24 protein-coding genes are annotated in these 24,192 nt (G+C 49.9%); 22 read left to right on the top strand and 2 right to left on the bottom strand.

Annotated features, from left to right (window positions below):
- Window positions 1-10 precede the first annotated feature (10 nt).
- The 9 genes from CPZ25_RS12750 to CPZ25_RS12710 all read left to right on the top strand — a co-directional run bounded on the left by CPZ25_RS12750 (window position 11) and on the right by CPZ25_RS12710 (window position 8,445).
- Window positions 11-658: a ribulose-phosphate 3-epimerase gene (locus CPZ25_RS12750; RefSeq protein WP_074616441.1), complete on the top strand. Its 648-nt coding sequence runs from the start codon at window positions 11-13 to the stop codon at window positions 656-658.
- Window positions 659-673: 15 nt separating this feature from the next.
- Window positions 674-1,513, top strand: coding sequence for a class II fructose-bisphosphate aldolase (locus CPZ25_RS12745; protein ID WP_096918763.1), 840 nt, complete (start codon window positions 674-676; stop codon window positions 1,511-1,513).
- Between the two features lie 22 nt (window positions 1,514-1,535).
- Window positions 1,536-2,057 (top strand): YjbQ family protein, encoded by a 522-nt coding sequence (locus CPZ25_RS12740; RefSeq protein ID WP_058696239.1) that lies wholly within the window; start codon window positions 1,536-1,538, stop codon window positions 2,055-2,057.
- Window positions 2,058-2,059: 2 nt separating this feature from the next.
- Window positions 2,060-2,758 carry a triose-phosphate isomerase gene (locus CPZ25_RS12735; RefSeq protein ID WP_058696238.1) on the top strand — a complete coding sequence of 233 codons (699 nt, stop codon included), beginning with the start codon at window positions 2,060-2,062 and terminating at the stop codon, window positions 2,756-2,758.
- 325 nt (window positions 2,759-3,083) lie between these two features.
- Entirely contained in the window at window positions 3,084-4,409 is a 1,326-nt protein-coding gene (locus CPZ25_RS12730) for a sensor histidine kinase (RefSeq protein WP_058696237.1), read from the top strand.
- Between the two features lie 200 nt (window positions 4,410-4,609).
- A complete protein-coding gene (locus CPZ25_RS12725; RefSeq protein ID WP_058696236.1) occupies window positions 4,610-5,461 on the top strand; it encodes an AraC family transcriptional regulator in 852 nt (283 codons plus the stop codon).
- A gap of 15 nt (window positions 5,462-5,476) precedes the next feature.
- The gene (locus CPZ25_RS12720; protein ID WP_074616444.1) at window positions 5,477-5,932 is read left to right on the top strand and encodes a hypothetical protein; all 456 of its coding nucleotides are present in this window, start codon (window positions 5,477-5,479) and stop codon (window positions 5,930-5,932) included.
- Window positions 5,933-5,951: 19 nt separating this feature from the next.
- Window positions 5,952-6,455, top strand: coding sequence for a YbhB/YbcL family Raf kinase inhibitor-like protein (locus CPZ25_RS12715; protein ID WP_058696234.1), 504 nt, complete (start codon window positions 5,952-5,954; stop codon window positions 6,453-6,455).
- A gap of 154 nt (window positions 6,456-6,609) precedes the next feature.
- Window positions 6,610-8,445 carry a penicillin-binding transpeptidase domain-containing protein gene (locus tag CPZ25_RS12710; protein WP_096918762.1) on the top strand — a complete coding sequence of 612 codons (1,836 nt, stop codon included), beginning with the start codon at window positions 6,610-6,612 and terminating at the stop codon, window positions 8,443-8,445.
- 15 nt (window positions 8,446-8,460) lie between these two features.
- Here CPZ25_RS12710 and brnQ read toward each other — a convergent pair whose 3' ends face one another.
- A complete protein-coding gene (gene brnQ / locus CPZ25_RS12705; protein ID WP_341473477.1) occupies window positions 8,461-9,789 on the bottom strand; it encodes a branched-chain amino acid transport system II carrier protein in 1,329 nt (442 codons plus the stop codon).
- A gap of 94 nt (window positions 9,790-9,883) precedes the next feature.
- On the opposite strand from brnQ, the gene CPZ25_RS12700 reads away from it, so the two are divergent.
- Window positions 9,884-10,357: an LURP-one-related/scramblase family protein gene (locus CPZ25_RS12700; protein ID WP_096918761.1), complete on the top strand. Its 474-nt coding sequence runs from the start codon at window positions 9,884-9,886 to the stop codon at window positions 10,355-10,357.
- On the opposite strand, the gene CPZ25_RS12695 is transcribed toward CPZ25_RS12700, so the two are convergent.
- Window positions 10,358-10,708: a MerR family transcriptional regulator gene (locus tag CPZ25_RS12695; protein WP_096918760.1), complete on the bottom strand. Its 351-nt coding sequence runs from the start codon at window positions 10,706-10,708 to the stop codon at window positions 10,358-10,360.
- An 86-nt stretch (window positions 10,709-10,794) separates the two neighbouring features.
- On the opposite strand from CPZ25_RS12695, the gene CPZ25_RS12690 reads away from it, so the two are divergent.
- The 12 genes from CPZ25_RS12690 to CPZ25_RS12635 all read left to right on the top strand — a co-directional run bounded on the left by CPZ25_RS12690 (window position 10,795) and on the right by CPZ25_RS12635 (window position 24,153).
- Window positions 10,795-11,178, top strand: coding sequence for a carboxymuconolactone decarboxylase family protein (locus CPZ25_RS12690; RefSeq protein ID WP_058696230.1), 384 nt, complete (start codon window positions 10,795-10,797; stop codon window positions 11,176-11,178).
- An 80-nt stretch (window positions 11,179-11,258) separates the two neighbouring features.
- Window positions 11,259-11,978, top strand: a complete 720-nt coding sequence (locus CPZ25_RS12685) for a response regulator transcription factor (protein ID WP_074616449.1) — start codon at window positions 11,259-11,261, stop codon at window positions 11,976-11,978.
- Complete coding sequence (locus CPZ25_RS12680; protein ID WP_096918759.1) at window positions 11,975-13,372, top strand: sensor histidine kinase; 1,398 nt, start codon at window positions 11,975-11,977, stop codon at window positions 13,370-13,372. Before CPZ25_RS12685 ends, CPZ25_RS12680 begins: the two co-directional genes overlap by 4 nt.
- A gap of 105 nt (window positions 13,373-13,477) precedes the next feature.
- Window positions 13,478-15,973: an ABC transporter permease gene (locus CPZ25_RS12675; RefSeq protein ID WP_096918758.1), complete on the top strand. Its 2,496-nt coding sequence runs from the start codon at window positions 13,478-13,480 to the stop codon at window positions 15,971-15,973.
- 10 nt (window positions 15,974-15,983) lie between these two features.
- A complete protein-coding gene (locus CPZ25_RS12670) occupies window positions 15,984-16,667 on the top strand; it encodes an ABC transporter ATP-binding protein (protein WP_096918757.1) in 684 nt (227 codons plus the stop codon).
- Between the two features lie 54 nt (window positions 16,668-16,721).
- On the top strand, window positions 16,722-18,761 hold the full coding sequence (locus tag CPZ25_RS12665) for a copper-translocating P-type ATPase (protein ID WP_096918756.1): 2,040 nt from the start codon (window positions 16,722-16,724) through the stop codon (window positions 18,759-18,761).
- Window positions 18,762-18,879: 118 nt separating this feature from the next.
- Window positions 18,880-19,743 (top strand): S66 family peptidase, encoded by an 864-nt coding sequence (locus CPZ25_RS12660; RefSeq protein ID WP_058696225.1) that lies wholly within the window; start codon window positions 18,880-18,882, stop codon window positions 19,741-19,743.
- A gap of 69 nt (window positions 19,744-19,812) precedes the next feature.
- A complete protein-coding gene (locus CPZ25_RS12655) occupies window positions 19,813-20,727 on the top strand; it encodes a helix-turn-helix domain-containing protein (RefSeq protein WP_096918755.1) in 915 nt (304 codons plus the stop codon).
- A 172-nt stretch (window positions 20,728-20,899) separates the two neighbouring features.
- Window positions 20,900-21,628 carry an ABC transporter ATP-binding protein gene (locus CPZ25_RS12650; protein ID WP_058696223.1) on the top strand — a complete coding sequence of 243 codons (729 nt, stop codon included), beginning with the start codon at window positions 20,900-20,902 and terminating at the stop codon, window positions 21,626-21,628.
- Window positions 21,615-22,358, top strand: a complete 744-nt coding sequence (locus CPZ25_RS12645; protein WP_074616455.1) for an ABC transporter permease — start codon at window positions 21,615-21,617, stop codon at window positions 22,356-22,358. Before CPZ25_RS12650 ends, CPZ25_RS12645 begins: the two co-directional genes overlap by 14 nt.
- An 84-nt stretch (window positions 22,359-22,442) precedes the next feature.
- Entirely contained in the window at window positions 22,443-23,084 is a 642-nt protein-coding gene (locus CPZ25_RS12640; protein ID WP_158577866.1) for a TetR/AcrR family transcriptional regulator, read from the top strand.
- On the top strand, window positions 23,068-24,153 hold the full coding sequence (locus CPZ25_RS12635) for a radical SAM/SPASM domain-containing protein (RefSeq protein ID WP_096918753.1): 1,086 nt from the start codon (window positions 23,068-23,070) through the stop codon (window positions 24,151-24,153). The genes CPZ25_RS12640 and CPZ25_RS12635 overlap by 17 nt, the downstream gene beginning before the upstream one ends.
- The last annotated feature ends 39 nt before the right edge of the window (window positions 24,154-24,192 follow it).

Genomic DNA, 24,192 nt, shown 5'->3' with positions numbered 1-24,192 from the left:
GGAGGATACTATGGCATTAGTATCAGCTTCAATCCTGGCCTGTGACCAGACAAGGATTGGAGAACAGATCATCAAGGCTGAGGCGGCCGGCATTGACTACATACACGTCGACATCATGGACGGCGTGTATGTGGAGAACATGACCTATGGCCCCCAGCTGATCAGGGATTTAAAAAAGATTAGTGGGCTGCCCATATCTGTACATTTTGAGGTCTGCCACCCGGAAACTTTTTTTCCAATCTTTGCGGACTGTGGAGCAGATATCGTGACCTTTCAGCTGGATGCCTGCTCCAACCCACTGCATCTGATCCAGGAGATCCGGAAAAGGGGGATAAAAGCCGGTATCGGAATTGGGCCAACCTACGGCACAGAGCGGCTTGCCTATCTTTTGCCCTGTATTGACTGGCTGATTATGATGAGCGCGGAGCCAGGCTATGGCGGGCAGCCGCTGAACCCATGTATCTATGAAAAGCTGCGGGAGGCTCAGGAAATCATGGTAAAAACAGAAAGCCGCGTCCCCATAAGTGTGGACGGCGGTGTAAATGGCAGCAATGGTCAGAAACTGGTCGAGGCTGGGGCTGACGTACTGATTGCCGGCAGCTATGTATTCCAGGATGACGCGATGGCAGAGCGGGTGCAAAACCTGAAAAATTTATAACAGCAGGAGGATGCAATGTTAGTCACATCAAAAGAAATGTTTGAAAAAGCGCGGGAAGGCGGATACGCTATACCAGCTCCGAATTTTATTGATCTGGAATCTCTGCGCTGGCATGTGGAGACAGCGGAAAAGCTGAATGTACCGTTGATTCTGCCGCTGGCAGAGGCGCATATCGGGGAAAATATAACCCTTGAAGATGCAGCGCTTGTGGGAAAAAAATACGCGGCAGCGGCAAAGGTGCCGGTTGCGCTGCACCTGGATCATGGGACCGATCCCGAGATCATTAAAAAGGCAGTGGATATGGGCTTCACCTCAGTAATGATCGATGCGTCTATGGAATCCTTTGAGGAAAATGTCCGCAGAACAAAGGAAATTATCGCCTATGCCCACGCGCGGGGCGCGGTGGTTGAGGCGGAGATCGGCCATGTGGGCGCTGGTGAGAATTACGAAAATCACGATGAGTCCGATTCGCAGTACACCACTGTGAAGGAAGCCAGACGTTTTGTGGAGGAAACTGGTGTCGATTCTCTGGCCATCTCCATCGGGACAGCCCACGGTATGTACAAGGGCATTCCGGAAATCAATTTTGACCGCTTGAAGGAAATCGCCGGGGCCATCGACACACCGTTGGTGCTGCACGGAGGTTCTTCCTCAGGGGACGAAAACCTCAACAAATGTGCGGTAAATGGTATTTCCAAGATCAATATTTTCTCGGATCTGCTGGCTGCGGCCATGAAATCACTGGAAGAAGCACCGCCGAAAACCTACCTTGATGTGAAGGCATTATCAAAGAAGGGCATGCAGGACTGCCTGGAGCACTACTATTCTGTCTTTGAGACTAAACCAATTGACTGACAGACCAATCTGGAGGATGAAAATGACTGTATATAAAGAACAAATTAGCGTAGAATCTCATGGAAATACCCCAACCTATATCAATATTACACCGCAGGTCCGCGAAGCCATTGCTAAAAGCGGCATTAAAAACGGCACTTGCACTGTAATTTCACCCCACACTACCTGTGCGGTCTTCTTTGAAGAATTTGTGCACGATTATACTGAGGATGGAGATGAGTATCTTCAGGCTGATCTCAACGATGTTCTGGAAAAAATTATTCCAAATCAGGTAAGCTGGGAGCAGTACCGCTATCCCGGAGAAAAGCATTTTGAGGAGGTTGAAAAATGGCCGAACATCGAGTCCTACCTTCCGGGCGGTGACCGGACCGCAATCTGGAACTGTGACGCTCACATTAAAGCCACTTTGATCGGCGCAAGCGAGGTGTTCGACGTGGATGACGGAGCGCTGGGCGTTGGAAAAACAGGCTATATCTATTTTGCGGATTTTGACCGTGCCCGCCCGCGGGTACGCCAGTGCAAAATTGTGGTGATGGGGGAATAGAAATGAAAAGAAAAATACGCGCGCCTTTTTTAATCGTCAATCCCAAGGCTTACATTTATGGAGAAGAATCTGTGGAGCTGGCGAGGGTCTGCGATCAGCTCTCTGAAGAATACGATCTGGATATTCTCTTTACCGCCCAGCATGTGGATATTCAGAAAGTCGCCGACGCCACAGAGCATATCGTCGTGACCGCCCAGCACATGGACGGCATTGTGCCGGGCCGGGGGATGGGCCACATTTTACCCGAAGGGCTTAAGGCCGCCGGCGCTCAGGCCGTTGTTTTAAACCATGCGGAGCACCCTGTAACCACCGCGCAGCTTGACAAAATCATCAAGCGCGCCGATGAGCTTGAGATCGCCACCATTGTGTGCGCCGATTCTCCGGAGGAATCAAAAGCTGTCGCACAGCTGAAACCAGATATGATGATCTGTGAACCGACCAGCCTGATCGGGACAGGCAGCACGAGCAGCGAGGATTATATTAAGGCGACAAATGACGCGGTGAAGTCCATTGACGATACAATTCTGATCGTTCAGGCTGCCGGAGTCAGCACCGGCGATGATGTTTACCGAGTAGTCATGGAAGGCGCCCATGGAAGCGGTGGCACCAGCGGTATTCTGAACGCGCCGAGCCGAAAGGGAAAGATTATAGAAATGCTGGACGCTTTGAAAAAAGCGCAGAATGAACTGAATAGAGAATAGACAGGATTATTTACCGCCGGCGCATCTGTGGCCGGCGGTTTTTTATATGCCGCGTCAGAATTAAGCAAAGTTGAAAGCAGGCTAAAATAATCGTCCAGATCCTGCCATGCCTCATGGAATCTGCCGCTGTCTGCCGGGTATGGCTATAATACAGCGAACAGGCGAACAGGCTGTTTTTGCCGGAGGTCCAGAGGAGAAATCAGAGACTGTCATCGAAAAATGCATTAAAAACAGAAATGCTGCTACAAAAGAAGAAAAAAATGTATTATAATGGAGATAGATGAGAGGACGATAAAAATCAGATTTTGGAAAAGAGAGGGAACGTATGCTCATTGATATTATAAGCACAACGCTCCGGGTTGTCGTCTGTTGTATTGTCTTCGCCTACTGCCTGTTTACACCCTTCAAAAGCCGGTTTCGTTACAATAATCTTGTGACAGCGGTTTTAGCCGGGCTATTGACAGCCATTACGGTCGTGGTCATTGTTTTGTTTTTAACTTCCGGAAAGTTTTTAGTAGAGTACAGCAGCTTTGGGATTGTGCTGTGGATTATCACAGCGGTGGTTATTTTCCACATCGCTATTAAGGGCAGTTTTTTTGAGATATTGTTCATTGTTTTGATGGTTTTAAACCTGTATGTCAATATTGTCGCCATTGCCAAGGTGATTGTCAATTCCCTGAGTCTGAATCTGCCGTTTTCGATGGTGTATGCCCTTGTGGTGATCGGCGTGCTCGTTGTGTGCTTTCCGCTGCTTTGGATTTTGATGGTCCGGCTGTATAAACAGGTGGTTGAGTTTGAGGGTGATTTCAGCTTTTGGAAGTATATCTGGGTGATCCCGGCGTTGATTTATATGATTTTCTTTGTAAAGATTGTCGGAGATTACTGGAAAGCCCATGTGCCAACCAATGGCGTGGATATTACATTTACGGTTCTCTGGGCTGTTACTACCTACACTTTTTTTCTGGTGACCCTCCTGATGCTGATTCAGACCTACAGGGGAATAACGGCTGCACAGCAGACAAAGCTTATTTCATCTCAGCTGCGGATGCAGGAGGACCAGTATCAGCGGATGATTGAAAATGTGGAAAATAACGCCAGGCTCCGGCATGATTGGCGGCATCATCTGCTGTCCATCGACAGCTTTCTGGACAATAAGGATATGGAGGGGCTGCAGCATTACATGAAGGCCCTGGCTCCGGAATATTTGGCCGGTGAGGATATCTCCTTTTGCCAGAATCCGGTGGTTAACGCGATACTAATGCACTATTACACTGTGGCCAGGGCAGAAGGAATCGAGGTGACAGTAAAAGCCAACGTGCGGGAGTCGCTCGATATACCGGATACGGATTTGTGCATTATCTTTGGAAATCTTGTGGAAAATGCTGTAGAGGCATGTGCCGCCTGTGAAAAAAATCCCAGAATGATCCAGATCAAGGCGGATGTGGAGGGCCGCCAGTTGGTACTGGACATCCGGAATACCTATCAGAAAGCAGTGATTTTCAGAGATAAGCAGTATTATTCCACAAAGCACGAGGGCGAGGGTATGGGCATCGCATCGGTAAAAAGGATTGTGGAAAAAAATAAGGGAGTGATGGAAATCCACTATGATAAAAATGACTTTACAGTGCAGGTCATGCTAAAGGTGGTTTAAGGCGATCGTATGGAGATGTGCAGTGTGGCTGGATTTTTTAGAGGCAGATATGAAGCGGGCTGGTATATTAAAATCGAATGAAATTTGAAGGGCGGATTTTCCGCCCTTTTTTAATAAAGTCTTTAGTCCGCTTTTTGCGGCGCAAAAAGAGAGGAAGGCTTTAAGAAAGTGTGCTATGATAAAACAGAAAGGAAGTAAGGATGGATTGGACAGAACGCTTAAACAAAATTATTGAATATATTGAGAGCAGCCTGCAGCTGGGCCACGAGGAGCTTGACCAGAAAAAAATTGAGCAGCTGGCCTGCTGCTCCTACTCGCTTTTTCAACGGGTTTTCAGCTACATGAACAGCATTACGCTGGCGGAATATATCCGCAGCCGCAAGCTTACTCTGGCAGGATATGATTTTAAAAGCACAGAGATTAAGGTGCTGGACGCCAGCGTAAAATACGGCTATGATTCGCCGACAGCTTTTACCCGGGCCTTTCAGTCCTTTCACGGCATGACGCCCACAGAGGCCAGAAAGGAGAGCGCTGTTTTAAAGGTGTACCCACGGATGAACTTTGTCGAGGATAATGATATTAAATGGCGGGTCGAGCATAAGGAAGGCTTCCGGCTTTTGGGTGTCAGGCGTTCCATCAGCTGCATAAATGGTGAGAATTTCAGGGCAATTCCAGCTTTCTGGAATGAGGTCATGCAGAATGGCAGGCTGGCGCAGATCATTTCTTATACAGAGTCCCATAAGCCCTCGGGCACTTTTGGCGTGTTTGGAAATTATCAGGATGGGAGAATGGACTATTATATTGCCGGGGTTACCGACAGGCCCGCGGGAAGAGGGCTTGAGGCCATTGAGATTCCGCCGGCGGCCTGGGCTGTTTTTGAGTGTGTCGGCCCGATGCCGGGCGCTATCCAGAAGGGCTGGAGATTTTTAAATGAGGAGTGGGTTATCAAGTATCCCTTTGACCATGCAGACTGCCCGGAAATAGAGTGGTATTCGGCGGGTAACAGCTTTGCGGAGGATTATAAAAGTGAAATATGGATACCAATTTTATAAAGACTGGAGGCAGTAATGGAACATTTGGTTTATTGCGATGACAAAGAAAAAGTATTGGAAAAGATTATGAATGGCACAAAGACCATGGTCGTGAGGGGCGCGGCCGGCAGGAAGATCCCCCACAGCCGGGTGTTTGAGGGTGAGAAACTATACTTTATGACAAAAGGCAGCAAAACCATCTCGGCCAGGGCGGCGGTAAAGAGTGTGAAAAATTATGTCAAGCTTTCAGAGGAAGCCATTGATGAAGCCCTTGAGTCAAACCAGGACAGGCTTAATTTATCCGAAAAACAGAAAAAACGCTGGCATAAAAAATGTCTCTGTCTGGTAGAATTTGAAAAGGTGGAGGCTATTGAGCCTCTGGCTTTCGACCATCAGGGCAATATGGACGACTGGCTGATCATTGAAAAGATTGAGGACGTGGTGGTGGGGAGCAGTATTCCCTACAACTATGAGAAATCAAAATTAAAATAAAAATTCGGGAGGCAGAAAAATGATTGTAACAAGCACTGGAATTGTCAACGGCATTATTGAGGACAAATACGGAAAACGCGGCAGCCAGTTTAACGAAAACGGTATGCCGACATATTCCTTACCGCTGAAAATTGAGGACGCACCAGAAGGCACAAAATCCTTTGCGCTGGTTCTGGAGGATAAGGACGCTTTCCCTGTCACAGGCGGCTTTTCATGGATTCACTGGACGGCGGCAAACATTACGCGTAATGAGCTTCTGGAAAATGAGAGCCAGACTGCCACGGATTTTGTCCAAGGTGCGAACAGCTGCATGAGTATCCAGGGAGGCAGACAGAGCAGAGCGTTGTCGTCCTTTTACGGAGGTATGGCGCCGCCGAACGCGCCGCATATCTACGAAATCCATGTGTATGCCCTGAATACGCTGCTGGAATTGGAAAACGGCTTTTATTACAACGAGCTGTACCGCCAGATGGAAGGCCATGTTTTAGATCAGGTCACCATCAAGGGGACATACAGAGATTGAAAAATTATGGGAACAGCCGCAGCTATGAGATGTTCGCATGGTATTACTTAAGATGCTTCAGTAAGGAGCATCTTTTTTAATATCCCCGCTTAAAACTTCTTTACGTCAAAGTATAATCATCATATAATAAGCTTAAAGAAGTGGAGGTGAAACCATGAAAGCAGACGGTAAAAAAATCAAGATGGCTGTCGGTATAGCGGCGCTGGTGGTCATCGTCGCAGCGCTGGCCCTTGCGGCCTATCGTTCAGTCAACACGCCGGAGCGTGCTCTGGAACGGTACTTCAAGGCAGTAGAAGAGCGGGATTACGTCAAAATGTATCTGCTCATCAGTGATGATTCTAAAAAGCTCATCAGCCGGGAGGATTTTATCACGCGGAATAAAAATATCTATGAGGGCATTGAAGCCAGGGATTTGAAGCTGGAGGTCATGAGTGTTGAAAAAATTGATTCAAAACAGCAGCAGGCTTATTATAACCTGAAGATGGAAACTGTGGCCGGGGTGCTTGCCAACCCAGGCAATGTGAGGCTGAGGAAGGACACCTTCTTCGGAGAGTACCGGCTTGTCTGGAATTCAGCGGTCATTTTGCCGGGGCTTAGCGAGACCACCAAAGTAAGCGTTACCACAACGGCAGCAGAGCGGGGAAGTATTCTGGATAAGGACGGCAATATGCTGGCAGGACCCGGCACAGCCCCCTCGGTAGGCTTTGTCCCTGGAAAAATAAACGCAGAGACCAGGGCGGCAGATCTGGCGGCAGTGGCCGGAATTCTGGGGATTACCACAGAAGATATTGAGGATGCGCTGTCCGCTTCCTGGGTGACAGAGGAAATTTATGTTCCGGTAAAAACACTGCCAGAAATCGACGCGGGGCTGGAGGCGGCGCTTCTGCAGGTGCCGGGTGTAATGATTGGAGAAGCAGCGGTGCGCAGCTATCCCTATGGGGAAAAAGCTGCGCATCTGACAGGTTATATCGGCGCGATCACGGCTGAGGAGTTGGAAGCGCGTAAGGGTGAAGGAGACTACCGGGATACGAGCATTGTAGGCAAAAGCGGGCTTGAAAAGATTTTTGACCGTCAGCTGAGAGGAAAGGACGGAGGCGCCATCACCGTCAACGATACCAGCAGTGACGGGATTAAGACAAGCCGGGTTCTGTGTGAAAGCTCACCAGTAAAGGGATTTGATGTCCAGACGACCATCGATACCGGGCTTCAGACAGCCCTTTACGATCAGCTTGCCAGGGATAAAAGCGCCGCGGCCGCCATTGATCCGAAAAACGGCGCGGTGCTGGCCTTGGTCAGCACACCGTCCTATAATCCCAATGCTTTTATTCTTGGCATGAGTCATGCTGAAAAGGACAGCCTGAACAGCGATCCGGACAATCCGCTTCTTAACCGGTTTGTGAAAGTCTATGCGCCGGGTGAGCTTATCCAGCCAGCAACACTTGAGGCAGGCGTGAAAACCGGCGAGGAGTACGTCGAACAGCTCAAAAAGCTTGGCTTTGGAGAAGCACTGCCCTTTGATTTTACTATGGAAGTCTCCAAAATTTCAGAAAACGGTACAATTGACGGCGACCTGACGGCAGCGGGGAACGGCACAACGGGCATGGCCGCCAGTCCCCTGCATCTGGCGTTAATTTACTCTGCCCTTGTGAATGACGGTAATATGGTTCAACCCTATATCAAATATGATGCCAACCCGATGGTGAAGTACTGGAAAAAGAATGTGATTTCCCAGGAAAAGGCCGACAACATCAGAAAAAGCCTCGCGCAGGCAGAAAAAAGCTCAAAGGGAAGAGCCCTCGCGGGAAAAACAGGTACAGCGTTACAGAAAGGTTCAGCGGATGCCGCGAAAAATCAGGATACGGCTCTGTGCGCCATGTTTTATACAGACCCGGCAGCCGAGAATCCACTGCTGGTAGTCGCTGCGGCAGTGGATATTGAGGGCCGGGGCGGCGCCGGATATCTGGCAGAAAAGATACGCGCGGTTTTCTGAAAAAAGATGAGTTGTTCAGCCATTGTCCTGAGGGCTTTTCTTTTTAAAGACAAGGGACAGCAGAATTCCCAGGGCAATGCCGATGGCCGCGGGAATCAGCCAGCCCAGGCCAAGACTGTAAAGAGGAATTTTGGACGTCAGGCTGGTCAGCCAGGGTATGACCAGGCTTTTCAGATCCAGAGCATAGATAATGCTGACCACGCCGGTAAACAGGATGGCCGTAGGGTAGACCCAGGAAAAGCCACCGACCCATTTTTGCAGAAAAGCTAGCAGAATGAGCACAATGGCCACCGGATAAAGGCAGTTGAGCACTGGAATGGATACCTCCAGAATTTTGTTCAACCCCGCATTTGAGATAACCATACTGATAAAGGCAAAAAAGACCGCCCACTTTTTATAAGAGAACCGCGGAAAAAGACCGCTGAAATATTCGCTGCAGCAGCTGATCAGCCCCACGCAGGTGTTCAGACAGGCAATGAGAAAGATCAAAGCCAGAATGATGAGCCCGGCCGGGCCAAAAAGATGCATGACAATCTGAGTCAATGTCTGCGCGCCGTTGGCGGTAGCGCCAAAGCTGCCGCCAGATAAAGCGCCTACATGGGTCAGCGCCGCATAGACAGCCAGCAGAAGCCCGCCGGCAATCCAACCGGCCTTAATGGTTTCACGTACGACCAGCCTGTCCTCACCGATGCCGAAGGCCCTTATGTTTAAAGCAATAATAATGCCGAAGTTAAGCGCCGCGATGGTGTCCATTGTCTGGTAGCCGTCCAGAAAGCCCTGGACAAAGGAATTGGAGGCGTAGCTGCCAGTAGCAGCACCATAACTGCCCGGTGGGAAGAGCACACAGGCGGCAAAGATAATAAAAATCAAAGCCAGCAGGCAGGGCGTCAGTTTTTTGCCGAGCCGGTCTGTGAGCTTGTCTGGCTTGAGCGCCAGCAGCAGCGCCACGGCAAAAAAGACAATGGAGTAAAGAAACAATATAAGACTGCCGCCGCTGCCCTCGGGCAAAAACGGCAGCACAGCCATTTCAAAGGACGTGCTGGCCGTACGCGGAATGGCAAGGCAGGGGCCGATGGACAGGTAAATTAAAAAGGTAAATACCGCCGCGAAAACAGGGTGCACCCGGCCGGCCAGAGCACTCAATCCACCGGATTTTGCCACAGCCGCAACCCCCAGTATCGGAAGACCAATGGCACTGATGGCAAAGCCCGCAAAGGCAAGCCAGGCCAGGCTTCCTGCCTGTTCCCCCAGAAAGGGCGGAAATATTAAATTTCCCGCGCCAAAAAACATCGAGAAAAGCGTAATCCCGATGAGAAAAGTGTTTTTTCGTGATAATCTCTGCATAATGTCTCCCCTAAATACAATTAATAGGTGCATTATAGCATAAAATTAAAGGAAATAGTTGTATTATGGCAAGTATACATTAAAGGAGGAAAAGATGAAATTACTATTCAAACAGCGGCTGTTCTCCTGGTTTGACAGTTATGATATTTATGATGAGGCGGGAGAAACGGTTTTTACAGTTAAGGGCCGCCTGTCCTGGGGACATTGCCTTGAGATTTATGACCGCTTCGGCGAGCATGTGGGAACTGTAAAAGAGGAAGTGCTTACGCTGCTGCAGCGGTTCGCCCTGTACCAGAATGGCCGGGAGATTGGAGAGATTCAGAAAAAGTTTACTTTCTTCAGGCCGGCCTTCACCTTAAACTGTAACGACTGGAGTGTAGAAGGAGATCTCTTTGAGTGGGAATACGAGGTGGTGGACCGCCAAGGTCGTATGATTATGCAGGCGTCCAAGCAGCTGTTTAACCTTACCGACACCTATGTGATCGACATCACAGACCCGCAGGACATACTCTTATCGCTAATGATTGTCCTGGCCATTGACGCGGCCAAATGCTCGCAGAGAGACTGATCACCTTACCATCTCCTCATAAATACCGATTTTTGCATCGAGGTTTTTGAGATACTCATCCCATTTGCGGCGCTGTTCTTCGACGTATTCACGGTGCCTTCTAAGAATTTTCAAGCGCTCGGCGGCGGTATGGTCGCCTTCGTAACGGAGGTCGGCATAAATTTTAATATCTTTTAGCAGCATGCCGGTATCCTTCAGACGTTTGATGAAGCATACCCATTCGATATCTTTTTCCGTGTAAAAACGGCGGCCTTGTCCATCTCGAGGGACCCGGATAAGGCCCTTTTTTTCGTAGAAGCGCAGGGTATGCTCGCCGATACCCGTCTTTTTGGTAAGTTCACCGATGGTCATTTTAAGACTCCTTTACCTTTTGCTTGACTTTGACTATAGTCTAAGGACTACACTTTTATTATAAAAGAAACAGGAGGTAAGATCAAATGAATGACAAAAGATTTGATAAAGGCATGGAAATGCTACGCCAGATTGACGGCAATGCGGGTGAGGGTGTGATTGAGTCTTTGAAGGATATCGCGCCGGATCTGGGGCGTTATATTGTGGAATTTGCTTTTGGGGATATTTACCCCAGGGCCGGGCTTACACTGGAGGAGCGGGAGATCATCACCATTTCCAGTCTGCTGACATCAGGCGGCTGTGAGGCCCAGCTGAGGGTTCATATCAACGGCGCCTTAAATGTTGGGCTTTCCCGGGAAAAAATCATCGAGGTTTTTATCCAGTGTATCCCGTACGTGGGCTTTCCCAGGGTTTTAAACGCAGTAACTGCAGCAAAAACAGTTTTTAAGGAACGTAAAGTGAAAGGCTGAATTGAGCCTGCGCTTGACAGGGTGCTCTAAATGGCATATAGTGAATAAAAATAGAAATAAAGCCATAAAAAGGAGGAGCCATGGAAAGCGTTTATGACAAAAGAATTTTGTTGGTCGATGATGAGCCGGATATTACCGAATTAGTGGAAACAGCCCTCAGAAAAGAGGGCTTCCGCTGTGTTAACAGGGCGTTTACAGGAAGTGAAGCGCTTGCGGTTTGTGAGAAAAATGCGCCGGATGTGGTAATTCTTGACATCATGCTGCCAGACATGGACGGAATCGAGGTCTGCCGGGCAATCCGTGAATTTTCCTATTGTCCAGTACTGTTTTTATCTGCGAGGAACGATGATGTGGATAAAATTCTCGGGCTCGGCAGCGGAGGAGACGATTATATCACCAAGCCCTTCAGTCCAAAGGAACTGGTTTTTCGCGTCAAGGCCCAGCTCCGGCGGATGGAATACAATAAAACAGCAGATGCGGCCGCTGGCCGACGGATAAACGCTGGCGGGCTGGAGATTGACGTGGACGGCAGCCGTGTTTACCAGAATGGGCGGGAGCTTGAGCTGACTGCCCGGGAGTTCGGCATTCTTTTATATCTGGCCGAAAACGCGGGAAAGATTATCAGTAAAGACCGGCTTTATGAGCAGGTATGGGGTGAGCTGAGCGCAGTGTGTGACAATACCATTATGGTCCATATCCACCATCTTCGGGAAAAGATTGAGAAAGACCCTTCAAGTCCAGATCTTATCCTGACCGTTAAGGGACTGGGCTATCGGCTGGCTGTGGGGACAGGGCAATGAAACGGTCCGGCTATAAATCGGCTTTTCACATCTACGGGTTATTTTTAATCCTCATGATTCTTATTCTGGCCGCCGGGGCGGGCATGGTGGTCTATGCCGTGACTGTCCAGAAGTCAGATGGGGAAATTGTCCGCAGCGACTGGCCTGCTGAGTTTACCAGGGCTTTTTCAGAGGAGATCATTTTTTTAGAGGGTGAGCCGGTAATCACCCAGAGGGGGTTTGAAGCACTGAAGGATAACGGCCTCTGGCTTCAGATTCTGGACAGTACTGGCCGCGTGGTTAAGGGCGTCTCTGTGCCGGAAGGGCAGCCAGAGGAGTATTCCCCGGACAGGCTGCTAAACACTTTGGACAGTCGTGGAAGCAAAGCTGTTTTTTCTGGTGTGGCAGAGGATAGCGGTACGGGCTGGACTTATCTCATTGGCTTTCCCATGGATATTGCAAAAATCACGATGAATGTCAATGCTGGGCGTTTTTCCTCCGGGAAGTCCTATGCGCTGTTTGGTGCGGGCGCGGTGATTTTCCTGACCGCTGTTCTCGGGCTCGCCTATGGCTTTGCCGTTACCCGCAGGCTTTCAAAGATGACTGAAGCAGTGGATGAAATCGCCGGCCGCTGTTATATGCCAATACAGGAAAAAGGCGTCTTTCAGGATATTCATGTCAGTTTAAATACATTGGACAGGACCCTTCAAATGGCAGAGGAAGCCCGCAGGAAAGACGAGCAGCTGAGGAAAGAATGGATCGCCAATATTACACATGATCTTAAAACGCCGCTGTCGCCCATACGGGGCTATGCCGAACTGCTGGCCGCTTCAGATGATACGCCGGACAGCACCGAGCTTAAAAAATACAGCGCCGCGATTTTGAAGAATACCGCCTGCGCCGAGACGCTCATCAATGATCTGAAGCTTACCTATCAGCTTGAAAATGGCATGATGCCCCTTAATCTGCAAACCATGGACATCATCCGGTTTGTTCGGGAGCTGGTGATTGACTGTCTGAATGATCCCCGTCATGCCGGACGCACTGTAGAATTTGAGGCAGAGGGCAGTCAGATTTTAAACATTGACCCCGGACTTATGAAGCGGGCCCTTAATAACCTGCTCATCAATACACTTCTGTACAGCGGCGCCGATGCGAGGATCGGGGTAGAAATTATTTCAGGAGTTCCCTGTCAAATCCGGATATGGGATGAGGGAGAGGGGATGACTGAAGCGCAGATAAACCGGCTTTTTGACCGTTATTACCGGGGTGTCTCGGCCGGCGCAGACAGCGGAGGGACGGGCCTTGGCATGGCCATTGCCCGGGAGATCATCTCGCTGCACGGCGGAAAAATTTCGGTGGACAGCTGTCTGGGGGCCGGGACTACGTTTAAAGTCACGCTTCCTCAAAATTAAGATTAAAATAAGGTTTGTTGAAAGCAGACGTAAGGCCGGCGGTTTATTCTTAGAGTAAGCCGCCGGTTTTTTCGTGCGGCAAAACTCAGGAAAGCAGGTGAGATTTTGAAAATTATATTCAGGTATATTTTAAACAACGTTCGTGAGCGAAAGCTGCGGACAGCGGTGATGCTGCTGTCCATTGTACTCTCTGCTGTGCTGCTTTTTGTCTCGCTGTGCATCGGTGATTCTTATGAGGCCGCCCAGCGTAAAATGGCAAAAGGAATGGCTGGAAGTGCTTCAGTGTCTGTAACGGCTCATACGAGCGAGGGGGGAGCGGGAAAGATAAGTAAAGAGGAGCTTCCTGATTTGCCGGAGATCGGCAAAGCTGTGGGAATGCTTGAGGCAAAAGCTCTTTACAGCGAAGAGGGATACTACGAGAATTTTGATCTGTTTGCGGCTGATTTAGGGGATTTGTCCGCCATCAATGAACCGCGGCTGCTGGAAGGCGAAAAGTTCAGCCCACTTAATGAAGATGAGATTATTTTGCCGGAAAAATTTACCTCAAAATATCAGGTGAAGGCTGGTGACACCCTGAGACTTGAGCTTGGAGGGACGGAAAGAAATTTTCGAGTCGCGTCTGTCGCGGCTTATGACACGGTGTTTTTGAGAAATACGCGGGGCTTTAACGCGCTTGTCTCTGAGGAATGTCTGAGAGGGCTGGATGGAGTGGCAGAGGGCTATAACCGGATACTGGTGGCGCCAGAAGAGACCGTGTCGACAGGGCAGCTGGTCAATTCACTTTCCGAAGCCCTGCCAAATGCACAGTATACGGTTGAAAAAACGTACAATGAAGCGCAGGTTCAAGCTGATGCCCGGCAAAAATCCATGCCTTTTTTTCTGATCAGCTTTTTCTCCCTGGTTATGAGTGTATTTATTATTTTTAGCAGTTATCAGGTAATCACACTGGAACGGCTTCCAGTCATTGGGACCTTCAGGAGTATTGGCGCCACAAGGCGGGCAGTCACAGGAATATTGCTGATGGAAAGCCTGGTTTATGGCGTTTTTAGTGTTATCATTGCGGTTCCGGTTGGGGCAGTGGTATTGAGTCTGCTGCTCCAGGGCCTGGGAGAATCACTTTCCCAGGGAATCGTTATTCCCATGGTGGTGTCGCCGCTCAATGTGCTGCTGTCATCCGCTGTGGCAGTGCTAGTGCCGCTGCTCAGCGCATATATTCCCGCGCGCCGTGCCAGCGGGCTGCCAGTCAAGGAGGTGGTGCTCGGCAGTGTGACACAGAAGCGGGCGTCAACACGGGTACGGCTGGTTGTGGGTACATTAATGATGATGATCTCCATCGCCGCGCCGCGTCTGCTGCTCCTTGAGAATAATGGGCTGTTTCTTGTTGGAGGATTCTCGCTGCTGGGTATTCTTGCCGCGGCGATTTTGATGATCCCGCCGGTGGTGGACGGGACCGCCTGGGTTATGGAGAAATTATATGGCTGCTGCTTTGGAAACGAGGGAATGCTGGCAGCCCGAAACCTGAGAAAGAACCACAGCATCCATCAGAATATTGTCCTGCTTTTTATCAGCCTTTCGGCCATCATTGCCATCAGTGTGGTGGGGAGCTTTGTGAATCAGTATATCGGCGATGTATTTAATGGGGCAGCACTTGATGGTTTTGCCGACGCGCAGATGACACCAGCGTTTGTTAAAGAGGTGCAGGAGATTGACGGAGTCCATGAGGTTATGCCCATGTTTGTCATGAATAGCGAGATTGAAGGAGATGGTGTTCTCTTTGATCGTCTGGAGGCTGTGGAGGACCTGGGGCAGTACACTGCCATGCTTGCCATCAAATACTCTGATACAGCGGCGAAAAATTCCGCGCTATCTGGCTTTGGACAGGGCAGAGTGATCCTCTTAAATGCAGACACCATGAAGCAGCGAGGCCTTGGGGTCGGTGATACCATTGAGCTGTCAGCGAATGGCAGAGCTTTTGATTACAGGGTGATTGGCAGCATGGAATCCCGGGCGGATGACGCACAGGCAGTGATTCCGGCAGCCTGTGCCGCATCGGATTTTGGTCAGTCAGAATATGGATTTTTGGCCTACACAGCCGATGATCCCGATGCGGTGATGATCCATATCCGCAATCTTTTCGGCGAAAAGGAAAACTGGAGCCGGACCGTTGAGGAGTTTAACAAGGACGCCATGAGTTTGGTTAGCGCTTTTCTGTCGCCTATGCACAAGCTGACATATTTTATCCTTTTTCTGGCTGCCGTGGGAGTGATCAATAATCTGCTCATCAATTATTTGCAGAAGCGGCGTGCCATTGCCATGTATAAATCTGTCGGAATGAGTAATGGACAAAATATTAAAATGACCCTTCTGGAAGGCTTTTCCTCAGGTATTATCGGAGCGTTTATCGGTGTGCTGGTCTCATGGCTGCTAATTCAGACCATCTTTCTGGTGGCGGGACCGCAGATCGCCATGACGCCGACACTGGATATAAAGGTGTTTCTGGCCGCCGGACTTGCAGGAGTCCTCATCAATCTGGCAGGGGCAGTGGTTCCGGTGATCAAAGGGTCAAAGATAGAACTGGTTGAAGAAATTAAATGTGAGTAAAGGAGAAAAAATGAAGCATATGAAAAAAATAGCAGTGGAAGCTCGCCACATCATTAAAGATTACCAGATGGGTGAAGTGTCGACCTCGGTTCTGAAAAATATTTCCCTGGAAATATATCAGGGCGAATTTGTATCCATCATGGGGCCATCGGGCTCTGGGAAAAGCACGCTGCTCTATATTTTGGGAGGGCTTGATGAGCCCACAGACGGCAGTGTTATCCTGCAGGGACAGGATATTTCGCAGTGGGATGATAAACGGAAAAGCCTGTTGCGCCGCAGAAATATTGGTTTTGTCTTTCAGTTTTATAACTTGATACCAAATCTGACCGTTGAGGAAAATATTCTGCTGCCTGTGCTTTTGGACGGTAAAAGCCGCCGAGCCCTACAGCCCCGGCTCGACAATCTTCTGGAGATCGTGGGGCTTACGAACCGAAGAAAGCACACGCCGCGTGAGCTTTCTGGCGGTCAGCAGCAGCGTGTAGCCATAGCCCGGGCTTTGGTCAATGATCCGGAGATTCTGTTTGCCGACGAGCCTACCGGCAATCTCGACAGCAAGACCGGGGGAGAGATCATGACGCTTTTGCAGCGCATTAACCATGAAAACGGTGTGACAATTCTTATGGTCACACACTCTGCCGATTCGGCAGAGTGTGGCAGCCGGACGGTGGTAGTGAGGGACGGGCGGATTGTCTGAGATGATGTGAAACCAGAATTCAGGGTATATACCTTTTAAAAAAGGAGCGGTACCATGAACGATACACATCATAAAATGGAGCACAATCACAGCATGGAGGCAATGGGTGAAATGGACCATTCATCGATGCAAATGAGCGGTATGGATCACCACGCCATGATGGTTCAGGATTTTAAAAGACGGTTCTGGGTGTCCTTGGCTGTAATGATTCCCATTCTGGTTCTTTCACCCATGATCCAGATGTTTTTAGGCGTTGACTGGCGTTTCCCGGGGGATTCCTACATCTTGCTGGCCCTGTCAACGTTTTTGTTTTTCTACGGTGGATGGCCTTTTCTCAAAGGGGCGAAGGACGAGCTGAGACATAAATCTCCAGCCATGATGACGCTGATTGCACTGGCGATCATTGTCGCTTATGTTTATAGTGCAGCAACGGTGTTTGGCGTGCAGGGATCAGATTTTTTCTGGGAGCTGGCGAGTCTGATCGTCATTATGCTACTCGGCCATTGGATTGAGATGCGTTCGGTGATGGGTGCGTCTAAGGCTTTAGAGGAACTTGCCAAGCTCATGCCTGAAAGCGCTCATATGATTATGGACAACGGCGAGACCATGGAAATGCCGGTCAGCAGTCTGAAAGCAGGGCAGGCAGTGCTCGTGAAGCCTGGGGAGAAAATCCCCATTGACGGCGTTGTGTATGAAGGGGACTCAGAGGTCAACGAGGCCATGATTACCGGAGAAGCAGTACCTGTTGAAAAGGGGAAGGGAGATGAGGTGATCGGCGGCTCTGTAAACGGCGATGGGATTTTGAAATTTAAGGTAAGCCATGTTGGGGATGATACCTTTTTATCCCAGGTGATCCGTTTGGTGAGGGATGCCCAGGCCTCCAAATCCAATACTCAGCGGCTGGCGGACAGGGCGGCCAAATGGCTGTTTTATATCGCGCTGACTACAGGGATCATTACCTTTATCACCTGGATGGCGATTGAGGGAAACCTGAACTTTGCTGTTACCCGTGCAGTGACTGTTATTATCATCTGCTGTCCCCATGCCCTTGGCCTTGCCATGCCGCTGGTAACCTCGGTGTCGACCAGCCTCGCAGCAAAAAACGGACTGCTGATCCGCAACCGTGTCGCCTTTGAAAATGCCCGGAATCTGGATACGGTGGTGTTTGACAAAACCGGTACATTGACAGAAGGCAGTTTTGGCGTGACAGATATAAAGGCCGACAGCGTTTCGGAAGATGACCTCCTGGCTATCGCAGCTTCGGTTGAGGAAAATTCTGAGCACCCTATTGCCAGAGGAATTGTGGAAGCAGGAAAAAGTAGAGAGCTTGCGATGCTCAGGGTGACGGATTATCAGAATCTGACCGGTGAGGGGCTGCGGGCCAGCGTAGATGGACGGCCTGTCAAGATTGTCAGTCCTGGCTATCTGAAGCGTGAGGGCATTGCCTTTGATGAAAAATCCTATAGCAGCCTTGCCGGAGAGGGGAAAACCGTTGTATTTATTCTGCGCGAAAACAAGCTGCTGGGCTTTATTGCATTGTCTGATGTGGCGCGCCCGACAGCGAAGGAAGCTGTGGATGAGCTGAAACAGATGGAGGTCGCCTCCATTATGCTTACCGGCGATAACCAGCGGGCCGCGGACTATGTGGCTCGGCAGCTGGATATCAATCAGGTGTTTGCTGAGGTGCTCCCGGGCGATAAGGCGTCAAAGATTGATGAGCTTCACCGTGATGGGCGCAGGGTTGCCATGACCGGCGACGGTGTCAATGATGCGCCTTCACTTGCCAAGGCAGACCTGGGTATTGCCATCGGCGCCGGAACCAGCGTGGCCATTGAAACTGCTGACGTTATTCTGGTCAAGAGTGATCCTCTGGATGTAGTCGGCATCCTAAAGCTCTCGCGGGCAACCTTTAAAAAAATGGTACAGAATCTGATCTGGGCCACAGCTTATAATGTGGTAGCTCTGCCGCTGGCCGCGGGGGTACTCTATTACCAGGGAGTGGTTATCAGTCCGGCAGCAGGAGCGGTGCTGATGTCACTGAGCACCATTATTGTCGCCATTAACGCGCGTCTGTTGAAATTGCCGAAAAAATAGGTCAAAAGCTTAACAATAGACAAAGATTGGGGTTCATACTATAATAGAAATAAGATGTCCTCGTAAAGGCAGAGTGCCAAACGGCAGGGCAAATTTACTGACGAAGGGAGCAACACAAATGAAACTGAAAGCCGGAGATAAAGTTGGCATCGTGGCCTGTTCTAACGCGCAGCCTGCAGCCAACCGGACGCATGTGGAAAAATTACTTGAAACCCTGAGACAGGCAGGCCTGAACCCCGTCTGCAGTCCTTACATTTTTGAGAAATCACGTTTTTTCAGCGGAACGGCGCAGGAAAAGGCCAGAGCATTGATGGACTTTTACAATGACAATACGATCAGAGCTATTTTTGACCTGTCGGGTGGCGATCTCGCCAATGAGGTACTGGAATATCTGGACTACCAGGTTCTTAAGGACAATGCCAAGCCCTTTTTTGGCTATAGTGATGTGACGGCTGTGATCAATGCCATCTATAAAGAAACCGGCCATCCAGGCTATCTTTACCAGATCAGAAATCTGATCTATGATTTCCGAATCGAGCAGCTCAGCCGTTTTAAGGAATCCCTTTTTCAGGAAGGAGGAGCCCTGTTTGACTTCGACTATGAATTTCTGCAGGGCAGCCGTATGGAAGGCGTAGTGGTTGGGGGCAATATCCGCTGTTTTCTGAAGCTGGCAGGAACTCCCTATTTGCCGGATTTTTCAGAAAAATTGCTTTTCCTGGAGAGCTACAGCGGTGGCGCAGACCGGATGGTCTCCCTGCTCAACCAGTACCGCCAGATGGGGGTTTTTGACAAGATAAACGGAATTATTCTGGGAAGCTTCACAAAGATGGAGGAGGCGGAGGAAAAACCTGAGATTGGAGACATTATAAAGGAGGTTGTCCGCAACGAGGCCATGCCCATTGTCAAAACCAGAGAAATCGGCCACGGCCCGGATTCCAGAGCCATTGTGATCGGTATGCCGCTGACACTTAAAGCAGATTAAAAATTTTCGCAAATGCGGTCAAGAATCTCCTGGGGAGTAAGGCTATACTGGTAAAACGGAGGTGAGCTGATGAAACGGGAAGAAAAAGTGCTGGCAGTCCAGAGGATGCAGGATTATATCGAAAATCATATGACAGAAACCATCACACTGAAAGTGCTGTCTGATTGTGCGGGTTACTCGCCCTTCCACTGCTCCAGAATTTTTAAGGAGCTGACGGGTAAGGCGCCCTTTGACTACATCCGGGCCCTGCGCCTGAGCCAGGCAGCCCTTAAGCTGCGGGATGAGGAAAAGGTGAAGGTGGTGGATGTGGCACTGGATTTTGTCTTTGACAGCCACGAGGGGTTTACACGGGCTTTTTCACGGGCTTTTGGCATTACACCCCGCCGCTACAGCAAAAATCCTCCGCCGATCAGGCTGTTTATGCCAGATCCGGTAAAGGACTGGTATCTCACCATGAAGGAGGGAGAAGAACGCATGAAAATTTATGAAAAACAAATCGATACGGTTTTTGTCCAGGTCATTGAAAGGCCTGCCCGTAAGCTGATGGTTAAGTGGGCAAAATCGGCAGGGGAATACTTTGCCTATTGCGAGGAGGCTGGCTGTGATATCTGGGGTGTGCTGTGCAGTGTTAAGGAGGCTTTGTACGAGCCAGTGGGGGTGTGGGTGCCTGAGCGTTTCCGTCCTGCAGATACAGGGCGTTATGCACAGGGGGTAGAGCTTCCTGTGGATTATGACGGGCCGGTGGCCGAGGGCTTCGATTTGATTGAGCTGCCTCCCTGCAAAATGATGGTCTTTCAGGGGGAGCCTTTCGAGGATGAAAAGTTTTATCAGGCTGTCAAAGATATTGAGGCAGTAATCGACAGCTATGAGCCTGAACTCTACGGTTTCGAGTGGGCAGATAATGATGGCCCGCGTTTTCAGATGGAGCCCCAGGGATACCGTGGATATATTGAGGCCCGTCCGGTAAAGGCGATGGATAATTGAGAAAATGATCAGATTAAGCGGCTTTGGCCGCTTTTTTTATTGGGAAAGGCTGTGGATATGTGGAGGATTTTCAGCACTTTTGTGGATAAATCTGTTTTTCGCAAGCGCGGTCAAGCCTTTTCATTGCCTGTAATGTATAATTTTCTGGCAGAGATAAAAAGGAGGTGCAAAAATGGAAAAGGTTTTACAGGTGGAAAACCTGAGCAAAAGCTACGGAAATGTAAAGGCAGTAAGCGGCCTGAGCCTGAGCGTAGCCCGGGGAGAGGTCTTTGGACTTCTGGGTCCAAACGGCGCGGGAAAGAGCACCAGTATTGAGTGCATGCTGGGTGTGAAGAAGGCAAGTGCCGGAACTGTGGATATTTTGGGGATAAACCCATCGGAAGGGAGAAAAATACTTTTTGAACAGGTCGGCGTCCAGTTTCAGGAGACAGGCTATCAGGATAAAATCCGGGTGGATGAGGTCTGCCGGATGACGGCTGCTCTCTACAGACAGTCTGCAGACTGGCGGCGGCTGCTTGAAGTATTTGGTATACAGGGACTTGAAAAGCAGGAGGTAAGCCAGTTGTCCGGCGGTGAGCGTCAGCGTCTCTCTGTGCTGCTGGCCCTGCTTCCTAACCCGGAGCTGGTGTTTCTGGATGAGCTGACCACAGGGCTGGATACCCGGGCACGCCGCGAGGTCTGGCATTATCTGAAGGAATTGAAAAAGGGCGGGCTGACCATTGTGCTGACTTCCCATTTTATGGATGAAGTGGAAGTTTTGTGTGACCGGGCGTTAATTTTGAAAAAGGGGGAGACTCAGATCTGCGGAACCATTGAGGAGATAACAGCCAAAAGTCCTCGAAGCTGCTTTGAGGAGGCTTATCTCTGGTATACGGGAGGAGACGAAGATGCGCGCGTTTAAAAGTTTATTCTGGGTCGAGCTCAAGCTTTCTGTCAGAGCTATGAATTTGGTGCTTTTCGGCCTTTTTTCGCCGGCTGTTGTGGCTGTGATTATCGGTGTCATCTACGGAGCAAAGCCTGCCTTTGACGGAGCGGGGTACTCATTTATGGCACAGTCCTTCGGGGCGCTCTCAGGCATTGGCATTTGCGCCACAGGCCTGATGGGGCTGCCCCTGGCTTTGGCAGATTACCGTCACCGTAAAATACTTAAACGTTTCGAGGTAACGCCTGTAAGTCCGGGAATGCTGCTCTTTGTGCAAATGATTGTCAATTTTGTTTACGCCCTCGTGGCCATGATTATGGTTTATGGAATTTGCCGGATGTTTGGCGGCGGGTGGAAGGGGGGATCCCTCCTTTACTTTGGTTTGTCTTTTCTGCTTGTCACAGTCTCCATCTACAGCCTGGGAATGCTGGTAGCCAGCGTGGCTGGAAATATCAAGACCGCCAATCTGCTGTGTACTGTTTTGTATTTTCCAATGCTGATTTTTTCCGGCGCGACGCTCCCCTATGAGGTTATGCCCGCAGCGCTGCAGCGCGTAGCGGATATTATGCCTCTGACCCAGGGCGTAAAGCTCATGAAAAACGCCGCGCTGGGGCTGCCCATCGAAAATGCCGCGGTGCCGGTTGCGGTGATGGTTATCCTGGCAGTTATCTGCGTTATTGTATCCATCCGTTTTTTTAGATGGGAATAAAATCCTTAAGATTTATTGACAGACTAACGATCGTTCGTGTACAATAAGACTAACGATCGTTAGTTTTTATTGAGGAGAATAATGATGAATACCAAGGAAAGGATTGCCTGTGAAGCACTGACACTATTCAGTTCAAAAGGCTACAGCGCCGTATCCGTTCGGGATATCGCCCGGGCCGTCGGCATAAAGGAAAGCTCCATTTACAATCACTATAAGGGAAAGCAGGCTATTTTTGACGAGCTTGTGGAGACCTATGACGCCCGCGCGGACGCCTTCTTCGGCCAGTTTGCCTCGCCAGAACATCTTGAGGGAAATGTCATTGAGAATATGGCTTATATGAAGACCCTTGACGGTTTGGTTGATATGGTGCTGGTGTCGGTGGAGCAGTATCTCTGTGATGATTATTTTTTTAAGTTTTTCAGGATGCTGTCCATTGAGCGTTTTAACAACGAAAAGGTTCAGGCTATTTATCAGAAAATGTTTATTGACGGGGCTCTCGACTATCAGGCTCAGCTATTTGCCTGGATGATTGACAACGGCTATTTTGTCAGGGCAGATCCCCAAATGGCTGCAATGCAGTTTCACGGCCCAATCTATATGATCTTTAACCAGTTTGAGCCTGGGGTTACGGATATGAAAGCAGTGATGCAGACTCTGGAGAGACATGTCCGGCAGTTCGCAGCGCTTTATGATGTGCGGGAGAAAAGCCATGAAGCAGAATCGTGAGCTTACCTGTTATATGAACCGGGCCATTGAAAAGCTGGCGGCTGGCGTTGTGAGAGGAACCCTTAAGAATCCAAGGGAGACTGTTTTTATTCTGAAGCTTCGGGACAGGCTTAGGCGGGCCATGAAGAAACGTGAGGCAGCTGAGCAGCAGGGCCGCCATATTCCGCCGTTTCTGATCTCCAGCATTGCTACCGGATGCAATCTTCACTGCAAGGGCTGTTATGCCCGGGCAAACGGTATCTGCGGCTCTGGCGAAGAAAGGGAGCTAAGCGCAGAGGAATGGCAGAAAATATTTGAGGAAGCCGCCGGGCTGGGTGTTTCCTTCAACCTTCTGGCAGGAGGTGAACCGCTCATGCGGCGGGATGTTCTGGAGGCGGCTGCCCGTGCAAGGGAGATGGTCTTCCCGGTTTTTACCAATGGTCTGTTGATTGACGAGGACACGGCGGATTTTTTTGATAAAAACCGGCATATAATCCCCGTAATCAGCATTGAAGGCAACAGAGCACAGACTGACGCCCGCCGCGGCGATGGGACGTACAGCGCGATTCAGGAGATTATGGAACGTCTCAGGAGAAGAGGGGTCCTCTTTGGCGTGTCCATCACTGTTACCACCGGGAACCTTCATGCCGTTACCGATGACGCCTTTATCAGAATGCTCAACCGCCAGGGCTGCAGGATTGCCTTTTTTGTGGAGTATGTGCCGGTGGAGACGGGCAGCGAGCTGCTGGCGCCCTCAGAAGCCGAACGGACCGTTTTAGAGCAGCGGCAAACTGTGCTGAGAGAAGGCATGCCGGGGATGGTCTTTCTTTCATTCCCGGGAGATGAAAAGCATATGGGTGGGTGCCTGGCAGCCGGGCGGGGGTTTTTCCACATCAATGCTTATGGTGCGGCGGAGGCCTGCCCATTTTCACCTTATTCAGACAGAAGCCTGAGAGAGCATACTCTGCTGGAGGTGTTGGACTCACCGTTTTTTGCCAGGCTGCAGCAGGAATCGCTGGTAGGCGGCGAGCATGACGGCGGCTGTGCACTTTTCCAGAAGCGGGCCAAGGTTCAGGCTCTTTTAAAATAAGCTTAAAAGAAAGCAGCGGCTTCCTGGAAGCCCCTGCTT

The organism is Eubacterium maltosivorans, from assembly GCF_002441855.2.
Classification (GTDB): domain Bacteria; phylum Bacillota; class Clostridia; order Eubacteriales; family Eubacteriaceae; genus Eubacterium; species Eubacterium maltosivorans.
Note: the sequence above shows the minus strand (reverse complement) of the source record. Positions and strands in the feature narration are given on the sequence as shown.

What these genes read in the sequence shown, in the direction of transcription:
- CPZ25_RS12735 (WP_058696238.1), top strand. Translation starts at nt 2,060, where the DNA reads ATGAAAAGAAAAATACGCGCGCCTTTTTTAATCGTCAATCCCAAGGCT.
- CPZ25_RS12695 (WP_096918760.1), bottom strand. Translation starts at nt 10,708, where the DNA reads ATGACCATCGGTGAACTTACCAAAAAGACGGGTATCGGCGAGCATACC.
- CPZ25_RS12670 (WP_096918757.1), top strand. Translation starts at nt 15,984, where the DNA reads ATGAAGCATATGAAAAAAATAGCAGTGGAAGCTCGCCACATCATTAAA.
- brnQ (WP_341473477.1), bottom strand. Translation starts at nt 9,789, where the DNA reads ATGCAGAGATTATCACGAAAAAACACTTTTCTCATCGGGATTACGCTT.
- CPZ25_RS12745 (WP_096918763.1), top strand. Translation starts at nt 674, where the DNA reads ATGTTAGTCACATCAAAAGAAATGTTTGAAAAAGCGCGGGAAGGCGGA.
- CPZ25_RS12650 (WP_058696223.1), top strand. Translation starts at nt 20,900, where the DNA reads ATGGAAAAGGTTTTACAGGTGGAAAACCTGAGCAAAAGCTACGGAAAT.
- CPZ25_RS12700 (WP_096918761.1), top strand. Translation starts at nt 9,884, where the DNA reads ATGAAATTACTATTCAAACAGCGGCTGTTCTCCTGGTTTGACAGTTAT.
- CPZ25_RS12660 (WP_058696225.1), top strand. Translation starts at nt 18,880, where the DNA reads ATGAAACTGAAAGCCGGAGATAAAGTTGGCATCGTGGCCTGTTCTAAC.
- CPZ25_RS12655 (WP_096918755.1), top strand. Translation starts at nt 19,813, where the DNA reads ATGAAACGGGAAGAAAAAGTGCTGGCAGTCCAGAGGATGCAGGATTAT.
- CPZ25_RS12640 (WP_158577866.1), top strand. Translation starts at nt 22,443, where the DNA reads ATGAATACCAAGGAAAGGATTGCCTGTGAAGCACTGACACTATTCAGT.
- CPZ25_RS12635 (WP_096918753.1), top strand. Translation starts at nt 23,068, where the DNA reads ATGAAGCAGAATCGTGAGCTTACCTGTTATATGAACCGGGCCATTGAA.
- CPZ25_RS12725 (WP_058696236.1), top strand. Translation starts at nt 4,610, where the DNA reads ATGGATTGGACAGAACGCTTAAACAAAATTATTGAATATATTGAGAGC.
- CPZ25_RS12740 (WP_058696239.1), top strand. Translation starts at nt 1,536, where the DNA reads ATGACTGTATATAAAGAACAAATTAGCGTAGAATCTCATGGAAATACC.
- CPZ25_RS12720 (WP_074616444.1), top strand. Translation starts at nt 5,477, where the DNA reads ATGGAACATTTGGTTTATTGCGATGACAAAGAAAAAGTATTGGAAAAG.
- CPZ25_RS12730 (WP_058696237.1), top strand. Translation starts at nt 3,084, where the DNA reads ATGCTCATTGATATTATAAGCACAACGCTCCGGGTTGTCGTCTGTTGT.
- CPZ25_RS12750 (WP_074616441.1), top strand. Translation starts at nt 11, where the DNA reads ATGGCATTAGTATCAGCTTCAATCCTGGCCTGTGACCAGACAAGGATT.
- CPZ25_RS12680 (WP_096918759.1), top strand. Translation starts at nt 11,975, where the DNA reads ATGAAACGGTCCGGCTATAAATCGGCTTTTCACATCTACGGGTTATTT.
- CPZ25_RS12710 (WP_096918762.1), top strand. Translation starts at nt 6,610, where the DNA reads ATGAAAGCAGACGGTAAAAAAATCAAGATGGCTGTCGGTATAGCGGCG.
- CPZ25_RS12715 (WP_058696234.1), top strand. Translation starts at nt 5,952, where the DNA reads ATGATTGTAACAAGCACTGGAATTGTCAACGGCATTATTGAGGACAAA.
- CPZ25_RS12645 (WP_074616455.1), top strand. Translation starts at nt 21,615, where the DNA reads ATGCGCGCGTTTAAAAGTTTATTCTGGGTCGAGCTCAAGCTTTCTGTC.
- CPZ25_RS12690 (WP_058696230.1), top strand. Translation starts at nt 10,795, where the DNA reads ATGAATGACAAAAGATTTGATAAAGGCATGGAAATGCTACGCCAGATT.
- CPZ25_RS12685 (WP_074616449.1), top strand. Translation starts at nt 11,259, where the DNA reads ATGGAAAGCGTTTATGACAAAAGAATTTTGTTGGTCGATGATGAGCCG.
- CPZ25_RS12665 (WP_096918756.1), top strand. Translation starts at nt 16,722, where the DNA reads ATGAACGATACACATCATAAAATGGAGCACAATCACAGCATGGAGGCA.